We start from the raw sequence: 20,963 nt of genomic DNA on the forward strand, positions 1-20,963 counted from the left end.
AGCTTTGCGTAAAACTTAGTGTCTTTGCGGTTAAAATCAGACTCTAACTACGAAATGTTCTTTTTCTTGTTCGGCTCTAAAGAATACAAATCCCCATTGAAAAGTATCTATGGTGACTTTTACTTTTGGATTATTTTTTATGGTTTCCCAAGTTTCTTCCATGTCTTTTGACCAATGAATGTCATCGAAAATCCAGACTGTGTCGTTTGTGATTGTTGGAAGTAGAAGTTCGAAATATTCTAAAGTTGCTTTTTTGGAATGGTTACCGTCAAAGTAGATTAGTTGGAAGTGTTCAGTGTTCAGTTGGCAGTTAACTAAATAATCTTCAAATTTTGAGGTAATAAACTCAATGTTTGATAAATTTTGTAATTGACATTGATTTTGTGCAATTTCTTGAGTTTTAGAACAGCCTTCTAAAGAAATTATTTTAGCAGTTTTATTTAGCTTCGCTCTGTTCGACTTCGTCTCGAGTCCTAAAGATAGGGCAGAAGTGGCTAACCCTAATGAAGTTCCTATTTCTAAAATGCTTGTAGGTTGGAAATAATTTACAATTCTAAAAAGTAGTTTAGCTCTTTTAGATGAAATTCCAGCTGTTTTTGCAATTTTTGAGATTTGTCTTTTGTTGGATTTAAAAATTCTTGAACCTGCTCCAAAATCGGTTACTTCAATGAAGTTTTTGTTTTCTAATAATGATTTTCTGTATTGTTTTAGAATTTCATATTCAGCATATTTTTTCTTATCGTAAAAGCATTTTGTGATTAAATTATATACAAATGGTGAGTGAACTCCATGTTGATTTGTGGAGTTTTTTAGAAATTTTAGATATGATTTAATTAATTGTAGCACTAAGTTTCTCTATGTTTGGCACAAAGTAACGCAAAGAAATTAAAGAAAAAAAACTTTGAGAAACATTGTGTAAAACTTAGTGTTACATTGTGCAACCTCATTCCATTTTAGCAGAAAGTTCAAACCATCGTTCTTCTTTGGCTTCTATTTTTTTAATGATAGCTTGCAATTCTTTTGCTTTTATTTCAATGGCATCATCTGCTACTTTTCCATCAGTAAAAAGTTGTTCGATTTTGGCTTTATCAATTTCTAAATCTTTGATTTCTCTTTCAATTTTTTGATATTCTTTTTGTTCGTTGAATGATAAGCCTGTAGTTATATTTTGTTGCTTCCAGTCTTTCTTTTCGGCTTTGTTGTCTTCCTTTTGTTGCACATCAGCAGAATCTTCATAAGCTCTAAAATCGGAATAATTTCCCGGAAAATCTTCTACTTCTCCTTCTCCGCGAAATACAAATAAATGATCCACAATTTTATCCATGAAATATCTGTCGTGAGAAACAACTAATAAATTTCCAGGGAAATCTAATAAGAAGCTTTCTAATACGTTTAGCGTTACGATATCTAAATCATTTGTTGGCTCATCTAAAATTAAGAAGTTTGGATTCTGAATTAAAACGGTACATAAGTACAAACGTTTCAATTCTCCACCACTTAATTTTTCTACAAAATCATATTGTTTTTTGGCATCAAACAAGAATCGTTCTAATAATTGTGAAGCTGAAATGATTTTTCCTTTCGTTAACGGAATATATTCACCATATTCTTTAATAATATCAATTACTTTTTGACCTGGTTTAGGATTGATACCACTTTGAGTGTAATATCCAATTTTTATGGTTTCACCAACAATTACCTTTCCAGAATCTGGTGGCATGGTTTGGGTCATGATGTTTAAGAAAGTCGATTTTCCAGTTCCGTTTTTTCCTATGATTCCAATGCGTTCTCCTCTTTGAAACGAATAAGAAAAATCATTTAAAATAATTCGGTCTTTAAAACTTTTATTCAGCTTAACCAATTCAATGATTTTGCTTCCCATTCGTTCCATGTTGATTTCCAATTCTACGACATTTTCTTTTCTACGACTTTCTGCCTTTTCTTTAATCACATAAAAATCATCTTGACGTGATTTTGATTTTGTAGTTCTAGCTTTCGGTTGTCTTCGCATCCAAGCTAATTCTTTTACGAATAAGTTTTGGGCTTTGTCAATACTGGCATTTTCAGAAGCAATTCGTTCCTCTTTTTTTTCTAAATAATACGAATAATTTCCTTTGTATTGGTATAATTTTCCGTTGTCTAATTCGATGATTTCATTACAAACACGTTCTAAGAAGAAACGGTCGTGCGTAACCATAAACAAGGTTATATTTTCTTTAGCAAAATAGCTTTCTAGCCATTCAATCATTTCTAAATCTAAGTGATTCGTAGGTTCGTCTAAAATTAATAAATCAGGACGACTAATCAAGATAATCGCTAAAGCCAATCGTTTCTTTTGTCCACCAGAAAGACTTTTAACTTTTAGTTTTAAATCTTCAAGTTTAAGTTTGGAAAGTATTTGTTTGTATTGTGTTTCAAAATCCCAAGCATTATGTCGGTCCATATCATCAAAAGCTCTTTGATACACTTCTTCATCTTCTGGATTTTCTAATGCTTTTTCGTATTGTTCAATGACTTTTAGAATTTCATTGTCAGAAGCAAAAATACTTTCTTCAATTGTCAATTCATCTTGCAAATTATTATTCTGTGAAAGAAAAGCCATATTGATTCCTTTGCGAACTACAACTTGACCTGTATCTGGTTCGTCAAAACCATTTAAAATATTCATGATAGTTGTTTTTCCAGAACCATTTTTGGCAATAAAGGCTATTTTTTGGTCTTTATTAATTCCAAACGAGATGTTTTCAAACAAAACACGTTCTCCATAACTTTTGGATATATTTTCTACAGAAAGGTAATTCACAGTGAATTTGGTATTTAGATTTTAAAAATGCAAAAGTAGTTTATTGCCTATAATGAAACAATGTTTTAATTGTAAATAAAAAAAGCTGCCTTTTCAGACAGCTTTCAAATTTATTTTAAAATTTCAACTTCAATATGACTATCATTAAAAATTTTGATAAATGATTTTGTATAGTCTTCTTTTTTAGCTAAATATTGGTTTTCTAAAAATTTCTGTGGATTTACGGCAATCATTGGATACCAAGTGCTTTGGACTTGAATTTGGATTTTGTGCCCTTTTTTGAAGGTGTGCAAAACATCTTGCAATCTAAAGTTTACTTCAGTTGTTTGATTAGGAGTTAATGCTTCTGGTTTTTCAAAACTAGTTCTGAATCTTGCTGGCATCACTTCACTGCGAACCATTTGATGATAATTGGCATAAAGAACATTCGGTTTATCTGCATTTTGAGGTTCATCAGCTGGATAAATATCAATTAATTTTACAATAAAATCTGCATCAGAAGAAGAGGAAGCTATTTTTAGCTTTGCCATAATTTCTCCAGCTAAAGTGATGTCTTCAGTTAGATAATCTGTTGTAAAAGTTACTACATCTGGTCTGTTTATTGCAAAGCGTTGGTCTTCACTCATATAGTTTCTTGGTGTAAATCCATTGTATTCGGCATAATTAATACTACTTGGAACAGGATTATTAGGATCGCTATAATATTCTGAAAAAGTATTGTTTTGAGCTTTTTCATTTTCTAATTTTCCATTTGAACTCAAATAAAAATTTAATTTCGAACTTTCTTTTGGAGGCCAAGTTGTAAATTCTTTCCATTCTTTTTTTCCTGTATCAAACATGTATGCTTCTGGCAAGTCAACGGCATTTTTTGAAGCTCCTTTTAAATAGTGATTGAAAAATTTATATTCTATGTTTTTCTGATAAAAAGTGGCAATACTATCTCCAAAATAAATATCATTATGAAAATGTTTGCCTGATTCTCTTGACCAACCACCATGAGAAAATGGTCCCATTACAATCGTATTTTTTGCTTTTGGACTTGTTTTTTCGATAGTTTTGTAAATGTTTAAAGGTCCAGCTAAGTCTTCCGCATCGAACCAACCACCAACAGTCATTACTGCATGATTGATATTTTTTAAATGAGGTAATAAATTTCTAGATTGCCAAAACGAATCATAACTAGGATGATTCACAATTTCTTGCATGAAAAAATTATCTTTATAATATTTATCAGTAGCTTCCTTTACAGTTCCAAGTTCATTATAGAAAATGGAACCATCTTTAGAAGTTGGACGAATCATTTGATCAGTATACCAAGCTTTATTTTCAGCTTTGGTTTTTTGAACTCCAAATACAGGAAATGTTCTAAAATAACCCATTACAAAGGCTCCATTATGGTGAAAATCATCAAAAAAGAAGTCAGAAATTGGAGCTTGTGGTGAAGAAGCAACTAAAGCTGGATGATTAGCAACGGTTCCAACAGCAGTATAAAATCCAGGATATGATGTTCCGTATTGTCCTGCTTTTCCATTATTGTTTTTGATATTTTTTACTAACCAATCCACAGTATCATAAGTATCTGTACTTTCATCAACGTCTTTTTTAGTTTTATGTTCTACTTGTGGCGTCATGTTGGTAAAAGTACCTTCACTCATGTATCTTCCGCGTACATCTTGATATACAAAAATGTATTTTTCTTCTTCTAAAAAGGAATTTGGTCCTAAAGATTTTTTAAAGTTTTCTTCTCCATACGGAGCAATACTATAACATGTCCTTTGCATCAAAAAAGGATATTTTTTATCCTTAGAAATGTCTTTTGGTGTATAAATGGCTGTGTAAAGTTTAACACCATCTCGCATGGGAATATAAACTTCTTTTTTGTCGTAATTGGCTTTGATGTCTTCTTGTGAAAACAAATTTAAAGACAATAAAAAAACTAATGTTTTTAATAAAAATTTCATTTTGAAAAGTTATTGAGTTGTTAATTAGGAATATAGGATATTTTAAAATCCGAAGATATTAAGATTTTCTCAATTAAATAAATTGTTGCTAGAAATAGTTTTAAAGATTAATTATATTCGCACTATGCAATTATCTGTAATCATCCTTAATTATAATGTTCGTTTCTTTTTAGAGCAATGTGTTTTTAGTGTTCAAAAAGCATTAGAAAACATAGATGGCGAAATTATCGTAGTTGATAATAATTCATCAGATGATAGTTGTGCGATGATGAAAGAGAAATTTCCGAATGTTAAATTAATTGAAAACAAAGAGAATTCAGGTTTTCCAAAAGGAAATAACATTGGAGTTGCAGAAGCTAAAGGAGAATTTATCTGCATATTAAATCCAGACACTGTTGTCGCTGAAGATACTTTTATAAAAATTTTAAACTCCAAACTCCAAACTCCAAACTCCAAACTAGGAATAGTAGGTTGTAAATTAATTGATGGAACAGGAAATTTTCTTCCTGAATCAAAACGTGGTGTTCCAACACCTTGGGTAGCTTTTACTAAAATTTTTGGACTGTATAAAATGTTTTCAAAATCAGGTTGGTTTAATCAATATTATGCACAACATTTGACTGAAAATCAAACTGGTAAAGTTGATATTCTAGTTGGTGCTTTTATGATTTTGAAACGTGATTTGTATAATGAAGTCGGTGGTTTTGATGAAAATTGCTTCATGTATTCAGATGATATTGATTTGAGTTATATGGTTTTGAAATTAGGTAAAGAAAATTATTATTTTCATGAAACTTCAGTAATTCACTACAAAGGAGAAAGTACTGTTCGTGACGATTTGTACATGAAACGCTTTCGTGAAGCGATGCAATTCTTTTACACAAAACATTTAAAAAAATCAATTGTTTTTGATTTGATGATGCAAGTTGGTGCTTTCACATTTAGTTTGATTAAGAAAAATCAACAAAAAAATGTCAAACGAATTATTGATGAATATATAGTTTTTTCAAAATCAGAGTTGAATCTAAATCTTAAAATAAATTCAACATACTTCAAAGAGTTCAATGATTTCAGGAATGATTCTTCAAGCAACATGGAATTAATTTTTGATGTTGACTCATTTTCATTCAAGGAAATTATAACATTTATGGAACAAAACAAAGCTAGCAATCTCACCTTTAAAAACTACATCAAGTCTTCGAGTTTTTGTATTGGTAGCAATAATTCTAATGATAGAGGCGAAATCATAACAATAAATTAAACTTTAAAGAATCAATAAAAAACGCTAATATTTTTTTTGAATTCGAGGTAAATAGTCAAAACTTTTATTAATTTTGCAATTGAATTAAAAGAATATAACGCTACAGTAAGAATATGGCAAAATTTGAATTAAAACTTCCTAAAATGGGAGAAAGTGTTGCAGAAGCAACCATCACAAATTGGTTAAAAAAAGTAGGTGAGTCTATTGAAATGGATGAAGCTGTACTTGAAATTGCTACCGATAAAGTAGATAGCGAAGTACCAAGTGAGGTTTCTGGAATTTTAACAGAAATTCTTTTTAATGTTGATGATGTAGTTCAAGTTGGTCAAACAATTGCTATTATCGAAACAGAAGGTGCGAGTGCTGAACCAGTTGCTAGTTCATCAGTAGCAGAAGCTCCAGTTGCTTCAAAAGCCATTGAAGAGCAAATTGCAACAGTAAAAACAGATTTAAATTTCACACCAGATTTTTCTGAATCGGATAAATTCTTTTCACCATTAGTAAAAAATATTGCTTCTGCAGAAGGAGTTTCTGTTGAAGAACTAAATAATATAAACGGTACAGGTAAAGAAGGTCGCGTTACTAAAAATGATATTCTGGATTATGTTGCCAATAGAGGAAATGCTCCAGTTGAAAAAGCAACAACTCAATCAGTAGCTCAACCACAACAAACATCAACTAAAGTTGAAACTCCAAAAGCAGCTCCAGTATCAGTAAATGGTGGAGACGAAATTGTAGAAATGGATAGAATGCGTAAGTTGATTTCAGGTTACATGGTCGCTTCAATTCAAACTTCGGCTCACGTACAATCGTTTATAGAAGTGGATGTAACGAATATGTTCAAATGGAGAGATAAAGTTAAAAATGCTTTCGAAAAACGCGAAGGTGAAAAATTAACATTCACACCATTATTTATGGAAGTTGTTGCAAAAGCTTTGAAAGATTTCCCAATGATGAATATTTCTGTTGATGGTGATTACATCATTAAAAAGAAAAATATCAATTTAGGAATGGCTGCAGCTTTACCAAACGGAAATTTAATTGTACCTGTTATCAAAAATGCGGATCAATTGAATTTAGTTGGAATGGCAAAAGCTGTTAACGATTTAGCTAATAGAGCAAGAATTGGAAAACTAAAACCAGACGATACTCAAGGAGGAACTTATACAGTTACAAACGTAGGAACATTCGGTTCAGTGTTTGGAACTCCAATTATCAATCAACCGCAAGTTGGAATTTTAGCTTTAGGTGCTATCAGAAAAGTACCAGCAGTTATAGAAACTCCTGAGGGTGATTTCATTGGAATTCGTCAGAAAATGTTCTTATCACACAGTTATGACCATAGAGTAGTGGATGGAGCATTAGGAGGTAGTTTTGTAAAACGAGTTGCTGAATATTTAGAAGCTTGGGATATTAATAGAGAAATATAATTCAAAAAAATTAAAAGCCTAAATTATTTTTAGGCTTTTTTTATAGGGAAAAAACTTATATTTGCGGAATTTTTAAATTAACTTAAATTCTATTAATATGAAAAATGTAAAATTATTTTTAATTTTATTTACACTAACAGTTTTACAATCTTGTAGCAGTAGTGATGATTCGGCTCCTGAAACACCTGAAACACCTGTTGATCCTTTTGTTAATTTAATAATCACCACAAAAACACCATCTTATGACCAAAATAATAATATTGTTTTAACAGGAGGTAATTTGTCAACCACTTTAAATAGTGGATCTTACAATGTAGGACTTTGTTATAGTGAAAATCCTAATCCTACATTAGGTGGAAATTCTTATATTGCAAATAGTTCTAACTTAAATGGTAATTCATTTGAAAGTACAATTTATGGTATTACTTTAGGAAAAACTTATTATTTAAAAGCATATGTGCAAAATTATGCTGGTGAAGTAAAGTATGGTAATGAGGTTGTATTTACTCAAAATTTAGATTTAAATACAGGTTTAGTAAAAAATATATCTACTACTGGTTTTAGTGTTGATGTAACAGTTGGTAATAATTTATCTACTAATGTGGAAAGAGGAGTTTGTTATAGTACAAGTCAAAACCCAACCGTAAATAACCAAAAATATCAAGACGCTACAAGTGGTTCAGGTATTTTTACTTTAAACATTGATGGAGGAACATTGTCTCCTTCTTATTATATTAGCCCAAATACTACCTATTATTTAAGAAGTTATGTACAATATAATGGACAATACTATTACGGAAATCAAGTGTCTTTTAAGTCTTGTGGTTATGTTGGAGGGTCTGGAGGTTACGTTTTTTATGACAAAGGTGAAACCACAAATGGTTGGAGGTATTTAGAAGCTGCACCATCAAAATTGCAAACAACTAGTTTTTCATACTTTAGATGGGTTAGTACAAGTTGTGCTACAAATATTTTTTTAAATGGAATACAAAACACCATTGGAACAGGTTTTGAAAACTCAGTTATAATTAGTAATTTTTGTAATTATAATAGTGTAGGGGCTACAATGTGTATGAACACAAGTTTAAATGGTCAAAATGATTGGTTTTTACCTTCTATTGACGAATTAAAAGAATTATATAAATTAAAATTCACAAATTTAATAACATTTGATAATGTGGATTTATTAAGTTCATCGCAATCTTCAAATTCACTATGTTTTGCAGTAAATATTAATACAGGTAATTCTTTTACTTCTAATAAAACTAATCAATTTCAAGCATGGCAGGTTAGAAGGTTCTAATACTTGGTGTCTAAAAAAAAAACAATAACCGTTTTGATGAAAATCTTAACGGTTTTTTTGTAAATTACATCTAAAAAATCATGAAGAAAACCTTAATTCTATTTTTTACCCTAATATCACTTTCTTTTAAATCATCCGAAAAAGAGGTACACAAAAAAGGAATCAATTTCTTTAAAGGTTCTTACAAAGAAGCATTAGCAAAAGCCAAAGAAGAAAATAAACCCGTTTTTCTAGATGTTTATGCAAGTTGGTGTGGACCGTGTAAAAAATTAAAAAAGACAACTTTCAAAGACGAAACAGTTGGTGCATATTTCAATAAAAATTTCATTTGCATAGCTATTGACGGTGAAACTGATGAAGGTTTAGCAATCATAGAAAAATATGGAGTCAGAAGTTACCCTACTTTAATAATTGCCGATTATGAAGGAAACATGAGAACCAAAACTACTGGATTTGTTAAACCTCATATTTTGATAAATTTCGGAAAAAGAATTGTTCCTTGATATTAACCTAAATTTATCATTTAAATTTTAGTGAAACCATTTTCAAAAATTTATATTTGTACTATAAAATGATAAAATGGAATTAAAACTTACAAGACCAATCTGCTTTTTCGACCTAGAAACTACTGGAATAGATGTCGCAAAAGATAGAATCGTAGAAATATCAGTATTCAAAGTATATCCAAACGGAAATAAAGAAAGTAAAACTTGGTTGGTAAACCCAACAATTCCAATTCCACCACAAACTACAGCTGTGCACGGAATTACAGATGAAAAAGTAGCCAATGAACCAACTTTTGCGGAATTAGCAAATCAAGTGTATAACATGATTAAAGATTCTGATTTAGCTGGTTTTAATTCAGATAGATTTGATATTCCATTATTAGCCGAAGAAATGCTTCGTGCTGGTGTTGATTTTGATATGAAAAATAGAGTTTCAGTAGATATTCAAACTATTTTCCATAAAAAAGAAGAAAGAACCTTAAGTGCTGGTTATAAATTCTATTGTGGTGAAAGTCTAGAAAATGCCCATTCGGCCGAAGCTGATACAATGGCAACTTATGAAATTCTAAAAGCACAATTAGATAGATATCCAGATTTGGAAAATGATATTAAGTCATTATCTGAGTTCACTACAAGAAAACGTTCAGTTGATTTTGCAGGATTTATAGTATTGAATAAAGAAGGTAAAGAGGTTTTCTCATTTGGAAAACACAAAGGAGTTTTAGTTGATGAAGTTTTAGAAAACGAACCGGGTTATTTCAGTTGGTTACAAAATGCTGATTTTCCGCTATATACTAAAAAAGTGCTGACAGCCATTAAACTTAGAAAATTAAACACTAAATAAGCGATTAGTATGAAGTGATTAGTGAATAGTTATGATTTGCTAATTACAATTTACTATTTACTAATAACTATGAAAAATGAAGATAATTTGTATTGGTCGAAATTACGCTGACCACATTTCTGAACTTAATAACGAAAAGCCAATAGAACCTGTTATCTTTTTGAAGCCAGACACAGCTCCAATTCTTAAAAAATTTCCATTTGTGATTCCAGCTTTTAGTAAAGATGTGCATCATGAAGTAGAAGTTTTGGTTAAGATTTGTAAAGTTGGAAAATATATTAGTCCCAAATTTGCACACACTTATTATGAAGAAATTGGATTAGGAATTGATTTCACAGCTAGAGATGTTCAAGCCGAATTAAAAGCTAAAGGTTTACCTTGGGAAAAAGCTAAAGCATTTGATGGTTCAGCAATGATTGGTGATTTTTTACCAAAAGAGGATTTTAAATCATTAGAAAATATTAACTTTGAATTACATTCAAACGGAAATGTGGTACAACAAGGAAATACAAGTTTAATGCTTTGGAAAATTGATGAATTGATTTCTTATGTTTCACAATATTTCACCTTAAAAAAAGGAGATATTATTTTCACAGGAACACCAAAAGGAGTGGCTCAAGTAAAAAATGGTGATGAACTGACAGGATTTATCGAAGGAAAACAACTATTTAAAATTCAAGTTAAGTAATGGCATTGCATTATAATCTAGCTAAGGTTTACGAAATATCTTCTAATGATGCTGATTTTGCACAACAAATCGTTGAGCTTTTTTTGCAAGAAGTTCCACCAGAAATTGAAAACATCAAAAAAGGAATTAAAGCAAAAGATTATAAAAAAACCTATGCTGCTGCTCATAAAATAAAACCTACTCTTGATTTATTAGGAATGGATTTAGCTTTCGATGAAGTCAATCAAATTATGAATTGGACAAAAGTAGAAGGAAAGAAAAAAGAAATTTTAGAAGTTTATAAGTTGCTCAAAGAACAAGTCAAGTTGTCTTCTAAAGAAATTAAGAAAAATCACAATATAGAATAAATATGCAAGCAACTATTGTTACTATTGGTGATGAAATTCTTATTGGTCAAATAGTAGATTCTAATTCATCATATATTGCAAAAGCTTTAGATAAAATCGGAATTGAAACACACGAAATGCTTTCTATTTCTGATAATAAAGAACACATACTATCAACATTTGAGAAACTTCAAAATAATGTCAATGTAGTTATTGTTACAGGAGGATTAGGCCCAACAAAAGATGATATTACTAAAAAAACATTTTGCGATTATTTTAACGACGAACTTGTTGAAGATGTAAAAGTTTTAAAACACGTTACAGATATTATTGAAGGTTTTTACAAAAGACCTATCACACAATTAAATAAAGATCAAGCTTTAATTCCTTCCAAAGCTAAAATTTTATTCAATAAAATGGGAACTGCTCCAGGCATGTGGATGGAACACGAAAATACAATTTTTGTTTCTTTACCAGGTGTTCCTTATGAAATGAAATATTTGATAGACAATGAAGTAATTCCAAATTTGATGCAAAAATTTGAAAGACCTTTTATAGTACATCAAACAATTATGACGTATGGAAGAGGTGAAAGTTTGGTAGCAGAACAAATAGAAGATTGGGAAAACAATTTACCTTCATTTATAAAATTAGCCTATTTGCCAAGTCCAGGAAGAGTTCGTTTGCGATTAACTGCTCGTGGAAAAGATGAAAATATCTTAAAAGAAGCTATCAAAAATCAAGTAACAACTTTAACACCTTTAATAGAAGATATTATTGTTGGATTTGAAGAAGATGATTCAATTGAAGTTGTTTTAGGTCGAAAATTAACAGAAAAAGGCTTGACTATTTCAACAGCAGAAAGTTGTACAGGTGGAAAAATTGGACAAATGTTAGCTTCAATTAACGGAGCTTCAGCTTATTATAAAGGAAGTTTAGTTACATATGCTACACAATCAAAAATAGATGTTTTGAATGTTTCAAAAGAAACTATTCAAAAACATTCTGTTGTGAGTGAAGAAGTTGCATTGGAAATGGTTAAAAATGTCAAACGAATTATGCATTCAGATTATGCAATTGCTACAACTGGAAATGCTGGTCCTTCAAAAGGGGATTCTGATGCAGATATTGGAGTAGTTTACATTGCAATTGCTACACCTATAGCGGTTTATGTAGAAAAATTTGACTTTGGACAACCAAGAGAAAAAGTGATTGATAGGGCAGTTCATAAAGCCTTTGAAATGGTCTATAAAGAAATTTTAAAAAAATAATAAACTTTGTTTGTATATTGATTAAAATTTTGTTTCTTTGCACCCTTATTTAGAATAACGATAAAAGACTTCAATAATGTCAAGAGTTTGTGAACTTACAGGAAAAAGAGCGATGACTGGAAACAATGTTTCTCACGCTATGAATAAGACAAAGAGAAAATTCTCTGTGAACTTATTCAAAAAACGTTTTTATGTTGCAGAAGAAGATAAATGGGTTACTTTAAAAGTATCTGCTGCTGCTTTAAAAACTATCAATAAAATTGGTATTGCTGCTGCAATGAAAAAAGCAAAAGCTAACGGATTGAAATTTTAATCTAAAACCTCTAAAAAATATATAAAGATGGCAAAGAAAGGTAATAGAATACAAGTAATTTTAGAGTGTACAGAGCATAAAGCTTCTGGTGTAGCAGGAACTTCTCGTTATATCACTACTAAAAACAAGAAAAATACTCCAGACAGATTGGAAATTAAAAAATTCAATCCAGTTTTAAAAAGAGTAACAGTTCACAAAGAAATTAAATAATAAGAAATTTTACATCTGTAAAACTTCATAAAATAGTATATTATGGCTAAGAAAACCGTAGCAACATTACAAACAGCTTCAAAAAGATTAACCAAAGCAATCAAAATGGTTAAGTCTCCAAAGACTGGTGCTTATACTTTCGTTGAGTCTGTTATGGCTCCTGAACTTGTTGACGAGTTCTTAAAAAAGAAATAAGACACTAAAATTATATATAGAAAAGCTGCTTTCGTTTGAAAGTAGCTTTTTTATTTTTACATTTGTTTGAAATTTACAAACTTACCCAATGAGTTTTTTTAAAAAGTTATTTTCGTCAGATAAAAAAGAGCAACCTCTAAATGAAGAGGCAAAACAAACTTTAGATAAAGGTTTAGAGAAATCTAAGACTACATTTTTTTCAAAATTATCAAAAGCTGTTGCCGGAAAATCTAAAGTTGATGATGAGGTTTTAGATAATTTAGAAGAGATTCTAGTTTCTTCTGATGTTGGTGTAAATACCACATTAAAAATTATCGAGCGTATTGAAAAACGTGTAGCTGAAGATAAATATTTAGGTACAGACGAATTAAATAAAATCCTTCGCGAAGAAATTGCGGGTTTATTATCTGAAACTAATCAAGGTAATGAAACTGAATTTAATGTTCCAAATACTGGTGAACCTTATGTAATTATGGTTGTTGGTGTGAATGGTGTTGGAAAAACGACTACCATTGGAAAATTAGCATCGCAATACAAAAAAGCAGGTTACAATGTTGTTCTTGGAGCAGCTGATACGTTTAGAGCAGCAGCAATTGACCAACTTCAAATTTGGGCTGATAGAGTAGATGTTCCTATTGTAAGGCAGCAAATGGGAAGTGATCCTGCTTCAGTTGCTTTTGATACTTTAGAATCTGCTGTTAGGCAAAAAGCAGATGTGGTTATTATTGATACTGCTGGTCGTTTGCACAACAAAATCAATTTAATGAACGAGTTGACCAAAGTAAAACGAGTAATGCAAAAGGTAGTTGCAAATGCCCCACATGATGTAATGTTGGTTTTAGATGGTTCTACAGGTCAAAATGCTTTTGAACAAGCAAAACAATTTACTGCAGCCACTGAAGTGACAAGCTTAGCTGTAACAAAACTAGACGGAACAGCAAAAGGAGGAGTCGTTATTGGTATTTCAGATCAATTTCAAATTCCTGTAAAATATATTGGTGTTGGTGAAGGAATTGATGACCTTCAAGTGTTTAATAAATTAGAATTTGTCGACTCATTTTTTAAATAGACTTATGGATAAATCACTTTTAAAAAGTCCTGTAGTGATTGTAATTATTGCTGTTGCTCTAGCATTAATTCCTTTACTTTTTGATAGCGAAAACATGTTAGTATTACTACGTTTACTTTCATTTGTTATGTTTTTTTATGCTATACATTTATTTACTCAAAAACGAAAAGCTTCAAAGTAATTAATTAATAAAAGCATTAATTTTTTCCCAGAGTACATTATCAAAATCTGATAGGGCAAAATTTGTTCCATCAGCAGCATCACCCATTCTGACTATAACAAGTTTTCTACTTGGAACTACATAAATTTTTTGGTCGTTTTTTCCTAAAGCTGCATACATATCATTTGGTGCATTTGGTATTAAAGTTCCATTAAATTGAATTTGTGTTTGAGGTAAATGATAAGAAGATTTCCCATTCAACCACCATAAATAACCATAAGCTTGATTAATGTTTTGAGATGTATTTGTCGCAGCATTCAAATAATTTTCATTAATTATTTGTTGTTCATAATTCCAATTTCCTTTAGCATAAATCATTAAACCAAAACGAGCCATACTTCTGGTATTACTCCAATAGACACTTAATCCACCACTTTGAATCCAAGCACCTGACATTCCAATTGGATTTTTTAACTTTGCATTAAAATAGTTATCCCAAGTCTGATTACTAGATTGAGCAACCACATCTTGCATTTTTACGTACACATTATGATAAGCCCATCTTGTTCCAGCATCTGCAACATATTGAAGATTTGCAGGAGAAACATCGTCACCTAATGTATCATCTAATCCAGAATTCATAGATAACAAGTTTTTACAAGTAATTAAATTCTCTTTTGCTAATGGAGCACTAGTCCAACCTGTTCCTAAATAGTCTGAAACTTTATTGTTTATATTAATTAATCCTTCCTGCTCAGCTATGCCCGAAACGGTTGAAGTAAGTGTTTTTCCAGCACTTGCCCAATACCAAGGTGTATTGGCTGTATGTGTTCCAAAATAATGTTCTATAACAATTTTTCCATCATGAAGAATTATGAAACTTTTTGAATTTTTTAATTCCAAATAATCTAATAAAGGTTGTAATTTATCTTGGTTCCAACCTAAATCACTTATTGGTTTTGTTTCCCAAACATCTGAACCATTTGGAGGAAAGTAAATAGTTTCTGTTGGAAGTGGAAAAGGTTCACTTATTGGTTCACCATCATCATTGGAACATGATAAAAACAAAAAAGAAACTATAAATAATAACACTATTTTTTTCATAATCAGAAGAATAAAGATTGAACTATTAGTATTAGACAATAAAAGTATAAAATAGTTTAATCCAAAACTAAATATTTGTAATTTAGTGCAATATTTAAAACATGAAAATAAAGATATTAATTATTGTACTTTTTTCTATTATAGTTTCTTGTAAACAAGCTGTAAAAGAAACCGATATCGAAAACCTTAACGGTTATTGGGAAATTGAAAAAGTAATTCTTCCAGATGGAGAAGATAAAGAGTATAAAGCCAATGAAACATTCGATTTTTTTGAATTAAAGGATAAATCAGGAATAAGAAAAAAAGGCATGCAACAATTTGATGGTACTTTTTTAACCAATGATGTTTCAGAAAATTTTGTAATCGAATTCAATGAAGGGAAAAGCTACATAAATTACCAAACTGACTTTGCTAAATGGAAAGAAGAAATTCTTTTGCTTAACAAAGAAAAATTAGTAGTTAAGAATAAAAATGATTTAGAATATCATTATAAAAGACCAACTTTTTTTACCAAAAAATAAAAATCATCAACAGATGGCAAAACGATTTAACGAAGAAAATTCACTTCAAGACATTTTAAAAGAATTCATTCAAGTCAATAAATTAGATGCTGGAATGGATAAAATTGATGTGGAACAAGCTTGGAAAAATCTAATGGGAAATGGTGTTAACAATTATACAGAAGAAGTTCTTTTAAAAAGAGAAACGCTCTATGTAAAATTATCCTCTGCTGTTTTGCGTAATGAATTAAGTTATGGAAAAGATAAAATAATTAAAATGATTAATGAGGAAATGGGTAAAGAAGTAGTAAAGTCTTTAGTTTTGAGATAAAACAAAGAAATCCCAAAATAAATTGAGATTTCTTTTAACTAATTAAGAACATTTTTCAATAAAACAAACTCCAATTAAAATTGTGCTGTTTCAGTTGAATCCTTCATGGCTACAGTTGACGATAATCCGGCTGTAACTGTATTTTGTACTTCATCAAAATAAGTTGTTCCTACAAAATTTTGATGTTTAACTGCTCTAAAGCCTTCAGCTTGTAAAGCAAATTCTTTTTCTTGTAATTCTGAATATCCAGCCATTCCTTTTTTCTTGTAAGCTAAAGCTAATTCAAACATAGAGGTATTTAGGGCGTGGAATCCAGCTAAGGTTATAAATTGGAATTTATAGCCCATTTTAGCAATGTCTTCTCTAAAAGTTTCCATTTGAGCAACCGATAATTTTGCTGCCCAGTTAAAGGATGGAGAACAGTTATAGGCTAATAATTTTCCTGGAAATTTGGCATGAATTGCTTCAGCGAATTTTCTTGCTTCTTCAATATCTGGTGTTGAAGTTTCTAACCAAATTAAATCTGCAAACGGTGCGTAGGATAATCCTCTGTCAATACCTTGTTCAATCCCTGCATTTACATTAAAAAAGCCTTCTGGAGTTCTTTCTCCAGTTAAAAACTTTCTATCTCTTTCGTCAATATCACTAGTTAATAAATTGGCTGCATCAGCATCTGTTCTTGCTACAATTAATGTGGGAACATTCATCGTGTCAGCAGCTAATCTAGCAGCAACTAGTTTGTTTATGGCTTCTTGAGTTGGAACTAAAACTTTTCCTCCTAAATGGCCACATTTTTTTGCCGACGAAAGTTGGTCTTCAAAATGAACACCAGCTGCACCAGCTTCAATCATAGCTTTCATCAATTCAAAAGCATTTAAATTTCCTCCAAAACCTGCTTCAGCATCAGCAACAATCGGAACTAAATAGTCTTTTTTATTTTCAATTCCATTTACGGATTGAATTTGATCTGCACGCAATAAAGCATTATTAATTCTTTTAACAACCTGAGGAACACTATTTACAGGATATAGAGATTGATCAGGATACATTTCTCCAGCTACATTTGCATCAGCAGCTACTTGCCAACCACTTAAATAAATAGCTTCTAATCCAGCATCAACTTCTTGAATGGCTTGATTTCCTGTCAAAGCACCAAGGCCAGCAACCCATTCTTGATTGTTTAATTTATGCCAAAGAACTTCAGCTCCACGACGAGCAATAGAATATTCAATTTGGTAAGAGCCTTGTAATGTAATTACTTTTTCTGCAGAATATGGTCTTTCAATACCTTTCCATCTTGGGTTTGTAGTCCAATCTGTAACTAATTGTTGAATTCTTGCATTTGTTTTCATAATTTTGTTGTGATTTTTGAATAGTTATTTATAATTATTTGAATTTACTGTCAGGTGTTCTAGCACCTGGCAGTTTTTTTTAGTCTAAATATTGGTAAGCTTTTAGGGTTAAAAATTCATCTAACTCTTTATTTTGAATCATTTCTGAGAATAGTTTTGTAGCTAAATCAAATTTTCCATTAGCATATCTTATATCACCTACATAGGTTTTGATGTTATTTAATTCTTCTTGAATGATTTGATTGTATAATTCTGCTGTACATTTTTCTTTGTTTTCAAGAAGTACTTCTTTGTTTAACCAATTCCATAATTGTGCTCTTGAAATTTCAGCTGTAGCTGCATCTTCCATTAAATTGTATAATGCAGCTGCTCCAACACCCATTAACCATGATTCAATATATAATATTCCAACGTTAATATTTTTATGAACCCCTTTTAATGTTACAGTTCCTTTTGGCAATTCTAGTAACTGCTCTTCCGTGATATTAATTTCTGGTCGTTTTATATGTAGGTGATTTTTAGTTGTCATAAACTCATTGAAAACATTCATTGCTAAAGGAACTAATCCAGGATGAGCAACCCATGTTCCATCATGACCATTTTTGACTTCACGTATTTTGTCAGCTTTTACTTTTTCAAAGGCGATTTTATTGGCCTCTTCGTCATTTTTTATTGGAATTTGAGCTGCCATTCCTCCAATAGCTAAAACATTTCTTTTATGACAAATCTGTATAACTCTTAGTGAATAAGCTTCCATAAATGGACTTGCCATTGTTACTTGATCTCTGTCAGGAACTATAAAATCAGTATGATTTTTTAATTTTTTGATGTATGAAAAAATATAGTCCCAACGTCCACAATTTAAGCCAGCCATATGATCTCTTAGTTCATAAATGATTTCATCTAATTGAAAACTAGCAGTTATGGTTTCAATTAAAACTGTAGCCTTAATAGATTTTTGAGGAATATTTAAAAACTCTTGAGCAAAAATAAACACATCATTCCACCAACGTGCTTCTTCATAATGTTCTAGTTTTGGTAAGTAGAAGTAAGGCGCTGAACCTTGTGCTATTAGAGTTTTAGCATTGTGATAAAAGAATAAACCAAAATCAACCAAAGATCCAGAAAGAAATTCTTCGTGTAATTTTAAATGTTTTTCTTCTAAATGCAATCCTCTCGGGCGAACTAATAACGTCGCTGTTTCATTATTAAGATTGTAATTTTTACCGTTTTGCTCTAAAGAAATGGTTTTATCTATAGCGTCTTTTAAATTTTGTTGTCCTTCCATTAAGTTGGACCAAGTTGGTGAACAACTGTCTTCAAAATCTGCCATGAAAACTTTTGCTCCCGAATTTAAAGCATTAATCACCATTTTTCTGTCAACTGGTCCAGTGATTTCAACTCTTCTATCTAAAAGAATTTCTGGAATTGGAGCAGCTGTCCAATTTGATGTTCTGATATGTTCTGTTTCTGTTGGAAATTTTGGTATTTCTCCTTGATCAAATTTTTGTTGTTGAACTTTTCTTTTTGCTAAAAGTTCAATTCTTTGTGAATTAAATTTAACATGAAGCGCTTCTAAAAAAGTTAAGGCTTCTTCTGAAAGTATTGAAGTAGCTTCTGACTGATTAACAATTTGAACATTATTTTGTGTTACTGTTTTCATAGTAATGGAAATTAAATGATTAGCTGGGACAATATTATAAAAAAATAAATTACAAAACAAGCGAACGTTCGCTAAAATGTAAAAATAATTTTTTAGTGGTGTTTTTTATTTTGATTTAATGTATATTTGTAGCTATAAGTAACCAAGTATTTTGCTTTAAATTAGCTTAGTGAAAGGTTTAATGTAGAAAAAATGATAGAAGAAGAATATATTCGATTGATTTTTGGATTAAAATTAAAGCAATTGAGAACAGATAAAAATTTGTCATTATTTGGCTTAGCTAAAGTTACTGGACTTTCAAAATCGTATTTAAATGAAATTGAAAAAGGTAAAAAATATCCAAAACGTGATAAAATACTACTATTGTCAGAAGCATTAGACACTACTTATGACCAAATGGTTTCTCTAAAGTTGGATAAAAACTTAGCTCCAATTGGAGAAATATTGCAATCGCGAATCTTAAAAGAAATTCCGTTAGAAGTTTTTGGAATAAAAGAAAGTAACTTAATTGATATTATTGCAGAAGCACCAATAAAAGTCAATGCCTTTATCAGTACCCTTTTTGAGATTGCAAAACATTATAATTTAACGCGTGAAAGTTTTTTCCTAGCGGCTTTACGTTCATACCAAGAAGCTAATAATAATTATTTTGAAGAAATTGAAGTACAAGTAGAAAAATTTGCTAAAGCTTATTCCATAGATTTAAGTAAACGTTTAAAAGTTGAAGACTTAGAAGAGATTTTAGTTGAAGAATATGGTTACACAATTAATAATGAAGAGTTGATCCAACACACTGAATTGAATAGTTTACGTTCGGTTTTTGTGCCAACTTCTAAAACTTTATTAGTTTCATCGGAAACAGATAATTCACAACGAATGTTTATTTATGCCAAGGAAATTGCTTATAATTTCTTGGAAATTTCAGATAGACTTTATACTTTTTCTTGGATAAAATTTGAAAGTTTTGATCAGGTTTTAAATAATTTTATGGCTTCGTATTTTGCAGGTTCGTTATTAATTCCACGTAATATATTAGTTAATGAATTAAAGATGTTTTTTGTAAATAAAGAATTTATTGCCGAAGATTTTCAAAAATTAATGGATAAATTCACTGATTCACCTGAAACTTTTTACCAACGACTAACAAATGTATTGCCTAAAGATTTTAATTTAAAAAACTTATTTTTCTTGCGTTTTTCACATAAGCCAGAAAGAAATGATATTCAACTGACTAAAGAGTTGCATATTACAAATTTGCTAGAACCACATGCAAACGAGAGAAATGAACATTATTGCAGACGATGGGTTTCTATAAAAACGTTGCAAAAGATTGCTTCTTCAAAGGATTCACATTTGTTTGATTACCAAATATCTTCTTATCAACACACTGAAAATAAATATTTAGTACTTTCATCTGCAACGAAAGATCCGTTTAGAAAAGGATATTTTAGAAGTATCTCACTGGGAATTTTAATTTCGTCTCATTCTACAAATAAAATTAGTTTTTTACAAGATACTACTATTCCTATAAGACAAGTTGGAGTGACATGTGAATCTTGTTCCGTTTCTGATTGTTTAGAAAGAGTAGCTCCCCCAAGAAATTTGGAACGAAAACTACGATTTGCTAAAACAGATAAAGTAGTAACAGAAATTATGGAAAAATTTAAATAAAA

At 30.4% G+C, this 20,963-nt stretch carries 22 protein-coding genes; 16 read left to right on the forward strand and 6 right to left on the reverse strand.

Annotated features, from left to right (window positions below):
• Positions 1-36 precede the first annotated feature (36 nt).
• The 3 genes from AABJ49_RS01085 to AABJ49_RS01095 form a co-directional block, all read right to left on the reverse strand.
• On the reverse strand, positions 37-846 hold the full coding sequence (locus AABJ49_RS01085; RefSeq protein ID WP_338375343.1) for a class I SAM-dependent methyltransferase: 810 nt from the start codon (positions 844-846) through the stop codon (positions 37-39).
• A 97-nt stretch (positions 847-943) separates the two neighbouring features.
• Positions 944-2,803, reverse strand: coding sequence for an ABC-F family ATP-binding cassette domain-containing protein (locus AABJ49_RS01090; protein ID WP_338375345.1), 1,860 nt, complete (start codon positions 2,801-2,803; stop codon positions 944-946).
• Between the two features lie 110 nt (positions 2,804-2,913).
• On the reverse strand, positions 2,914-4,764 hold the full coding sequence (locus tag AABJ49_RS01095) for a CocE/NonD family hydrolase (protein WP_338375347.1): 1,851 nt from the start codon (positions 4,762-4,764) through the stop codon (positions 2,914-2,916).
• Between the two features lie 124 nt (positions 4,765-4,888).
• On the opposite strand from AABJ49_RS01095, the gene AABJ49_RS01100 reads away from it, so the two are divergent.
• The 13 genes from AABJ49_RS01100 (at position 4,889) to AABJ49_RS01160 (ending at position 14,361) form a co-directional block, all read left to right on the forward strand.
• Positions 4,889-6,025, forward strand: coding sequence for a glycosyltransferase family 2 protein (locus AABJ49_RS01100; protein WP_338375349.1), 1,137 nt, complete (start codon positions 4,889-4,891; stop codon positions 6,023-6,025).
• A gap of 113 nt (positions 6,026-6,138) precedes the next feature.
• Positions 6,139-7,455: a dihydrolipoamide acetyltransferase family protein gene (locus tag AABJ49_RS01105; protein ID WP_338375351.1), complete on the forward strand. Its 1,317-nt coding sequence runs from the start codon at positions 6,139-6,141 to the stop codon at positions 7,453-7,455.
• A gap of 97 nt (positions 7,456-7,552) precedes the next feature.
• Complete coding sequence (locus AABJ49_RS01110) at positions 7,553-8,758, forward strand: hypothetical protein (protein WP_338375352.1); 1,206 nt, start codon at positions 7,553-7,555, stop codon at positions 8,756-8,758.
• An 80-nt stretch (positions 8,759-8,838) separates the two neighbouring features.
• The gene (locus AABJ49_RS01115) at positions 8,839-9,261 is read left to right on the forward strand and encodes a thioredoxin family protein (protein ID WP_338375354.1); all 423 of its coding nucleotides are present in this window, start codon (positions 8,839-8,841) and stop codon (positions 9,259-9,261) included.
• A 76-nt stretch (positions 9,262-9,337) separates the two neighbouring features.
• Positions 9,338-10,108, forward strand: coding sequence for a 3'-5' exonuclease (locus AABJ49_RS01120; protein ID WP_338375356.1), 771 nt, complete (start codon positions 9,338-9,340; stop codon positions 10,106-10,108).
• A 76-nt stretch (positions 10,109-10,184) separates the two neighbouring features.
• Positions 10,185-10,796 (forward strand): fumarylacetoacetate hydrolase family protein, encoded by a 612-nt coding sequence (locus AABJ49_RS01125; RefSeq protein ID WP_338375358.1) that lies wholly within the window; start codon positions 10,185-10,187, stop codon positions 10,794-10,796.
• Positions 10,796-11,143 (forward strand): Hpt domain-containing protein, encoded by a 348-nt coding sequence (locus AABJ49_RS01130; RefSeq protein WP_338375359.1) that lies wholly within the window; start codon positions 10,796-10,798, stop codon positions 11,141-11,143. The genes AABJ49_RS01125 and AABJ49_RS01130 overlap by 1 nt, the downstream gene beginning before the upstream one ends.
• 2 nt (positions 11,144-11,145) lie before the next feature.
• Positions 11,146-12,393: a CinA family nicotinamide mononucleotide deamidase-related protein gene (locus AABJ49_RS01135; protein ID WP_338375361.1), complete on the forward strand. Its 1,248-nt coding sequence runs from the start codon at positions 11,146-11,148 to the stop codon at positions 12,391-12,393.
• Positions 12,394-12,469: 76 nt separating this feature from the next.
• A complete protein-coding gene (rpmB, locus tag AABJ49_RS01140; protein WP_338375363.1) occupies positions 12,470-12,706 on the forward strand; it encodes a 50S ribosomal protein L28 in 237 nt (78 codons plus the stop codon).
• A gap of 27 nt (positions 12,707-12,733) precedes the next feature.
• Positions 12,734-12,916 (forward strand): 50S ribosomal protein L33, encoded by a 183-nt coding sequence (rpmG, locus tag AABJ49_RS01145; RefSeq protein ID WP_011963553.1) that lies wholly within the window; start codon positions 12,734-12,736, stop codon positions 12,914-12,916.
• Positions 12,917-12,958: 42 nt separating this feature from the next.
• Positions 12,959-13,111 (forward strand): DUF4295 domain-containing protein, encoded by a 153-nt coding sequence (locus AABJ49_RS01150; RefSeq protein ID WP_113988621.1) that lies wholly within the window; start codon positions 12,959-12,961, stop codon positions 13,109-13,111.
• 88 nt (positions 13,112-13,199) lie between these two features.
• Positions 13,200-14,180, forward strand: a complete 981-nt coding sequence (gene ftsY, locus AABJ49_RS01155) for a signal recognition particle-docking protein FtsY (protein WP_338375372.1) — start codon at positions 13,200-13,202, stop codon at positions 14,178-14,180.
• A 4-nt stretch (positions 14,181-14,184) separates the two neighbouring features.
• Positions 14,185-14,361, forward strand: coding sequence for a hypothetical protein (locus tag AABJ49_RS01160; RefSeq protein ID WP_338375374.1), 177 nt, complete (start codon positions 14,185-14,187; stop codon positions 14,359-14,361).
• On the opposite strand, the gene AABJ49_RS01165 is transcribed toward AABJ49_RS01160, so the two are convergent.
• The gene (locus tag AABJ49_RS01165) at positions 14,362-15,444 is read right to left on the reverse strand and encodes a serine hydrolase (RefSeq protein WP_338375376.1); all 1,083 of its coding nucleotides are present in this window, start codon (positions 15,442-15,444) and stop codon (positions 14,362-14,364) included.
• 101 nt (positions 15,445-15,545) lie between these two features.
• Here AABJ49_RS01165 and AABJ49_RS01170 point away from each other — a divergent pair, with 101 nt between their 5' ends.
• Both AABJ49_RS01170 and AABJ49_RS01175 read left to right on the forward strand, forming a co-directional pair.
• The gene (locus AABJ49_RS01170; protein ID WP_338375378.1) at positions 15,546-15,965 is read left to right on the forward strand and encodes a hypothetical protein; all 420 of its coding nucleotides are present in this window, start codon (positions 15,546-15,548) and stop codon (positions 15,963-15,965) included.
• A gap of 13 nt (positions 15,966-15,978) precedes the next feature.
• Positions 15,979-16,275 (forward strand): DUF721 domain-containing protein, encoded by a 297-nt coding sequence (locus AABJ49_RS01175; RefSeq protein ID WP_338375379.1) that lies wholly within the window; start codon positions 15,979-15,981, stop codon positions 16,273-16,275.
• Between the two features lie 74 nt (positions 16,276-16,349).
• Here AABJ49_RS01175 and aceA read toward each other — a convergent pair whose 3' ends face one another.
• Together aceA and aceB are read right to left on the reverse strand one after the other, a co-directional pair.
• Positions 16,350-17,627: an isocitrate lyase gene (gene aceA, locus AABJ49_RS01180; RefSeq protein WP_338375381.1), complete on the reverse strand. Its 1,278-nt coding sequence runs from the start codon at positions 17,625-17,627 to the stop codon at positions 16,350-16,352.
• A gap of 79 nt (positions 17,628-17,706) precedes the next feature.
• Entirely contained in the window at positions 17,707-19,290 is a 1,584-nt protein-coding gene (gene aceB / locus AABJ49_RS01185) for a malate synthase A (RefSeq protein WP_338375382.1), read from the reverse strand.
• A gap of 192 nt (positions 19,291-19,482) precedes the next feature.
• Between aceB and AABJ49_RS01190 the strand changes: the two genes are divergently transcribed.
• Entirely contained in the window at positions 19,483-20,961 is a 1,479-nt protein-coding gene (locus AABJ49_RS01190) for a helix-turn-helix domain-containing protein (protein ID WP_338375384.1), read from the forward strand.
• Positions 20,962-20,963: the final 2 nt, after the last annotated feature.

It is taken from the genome of uncultured Flavobacterium sp., from assembly GCF_963922255.1.
Taxonomy (GTDB): domain Bacteria; phylum Bacteroidota; class Bacteroidia; order Flavobacteriales; family Flavobacteriaceae; genus Flavobacterium.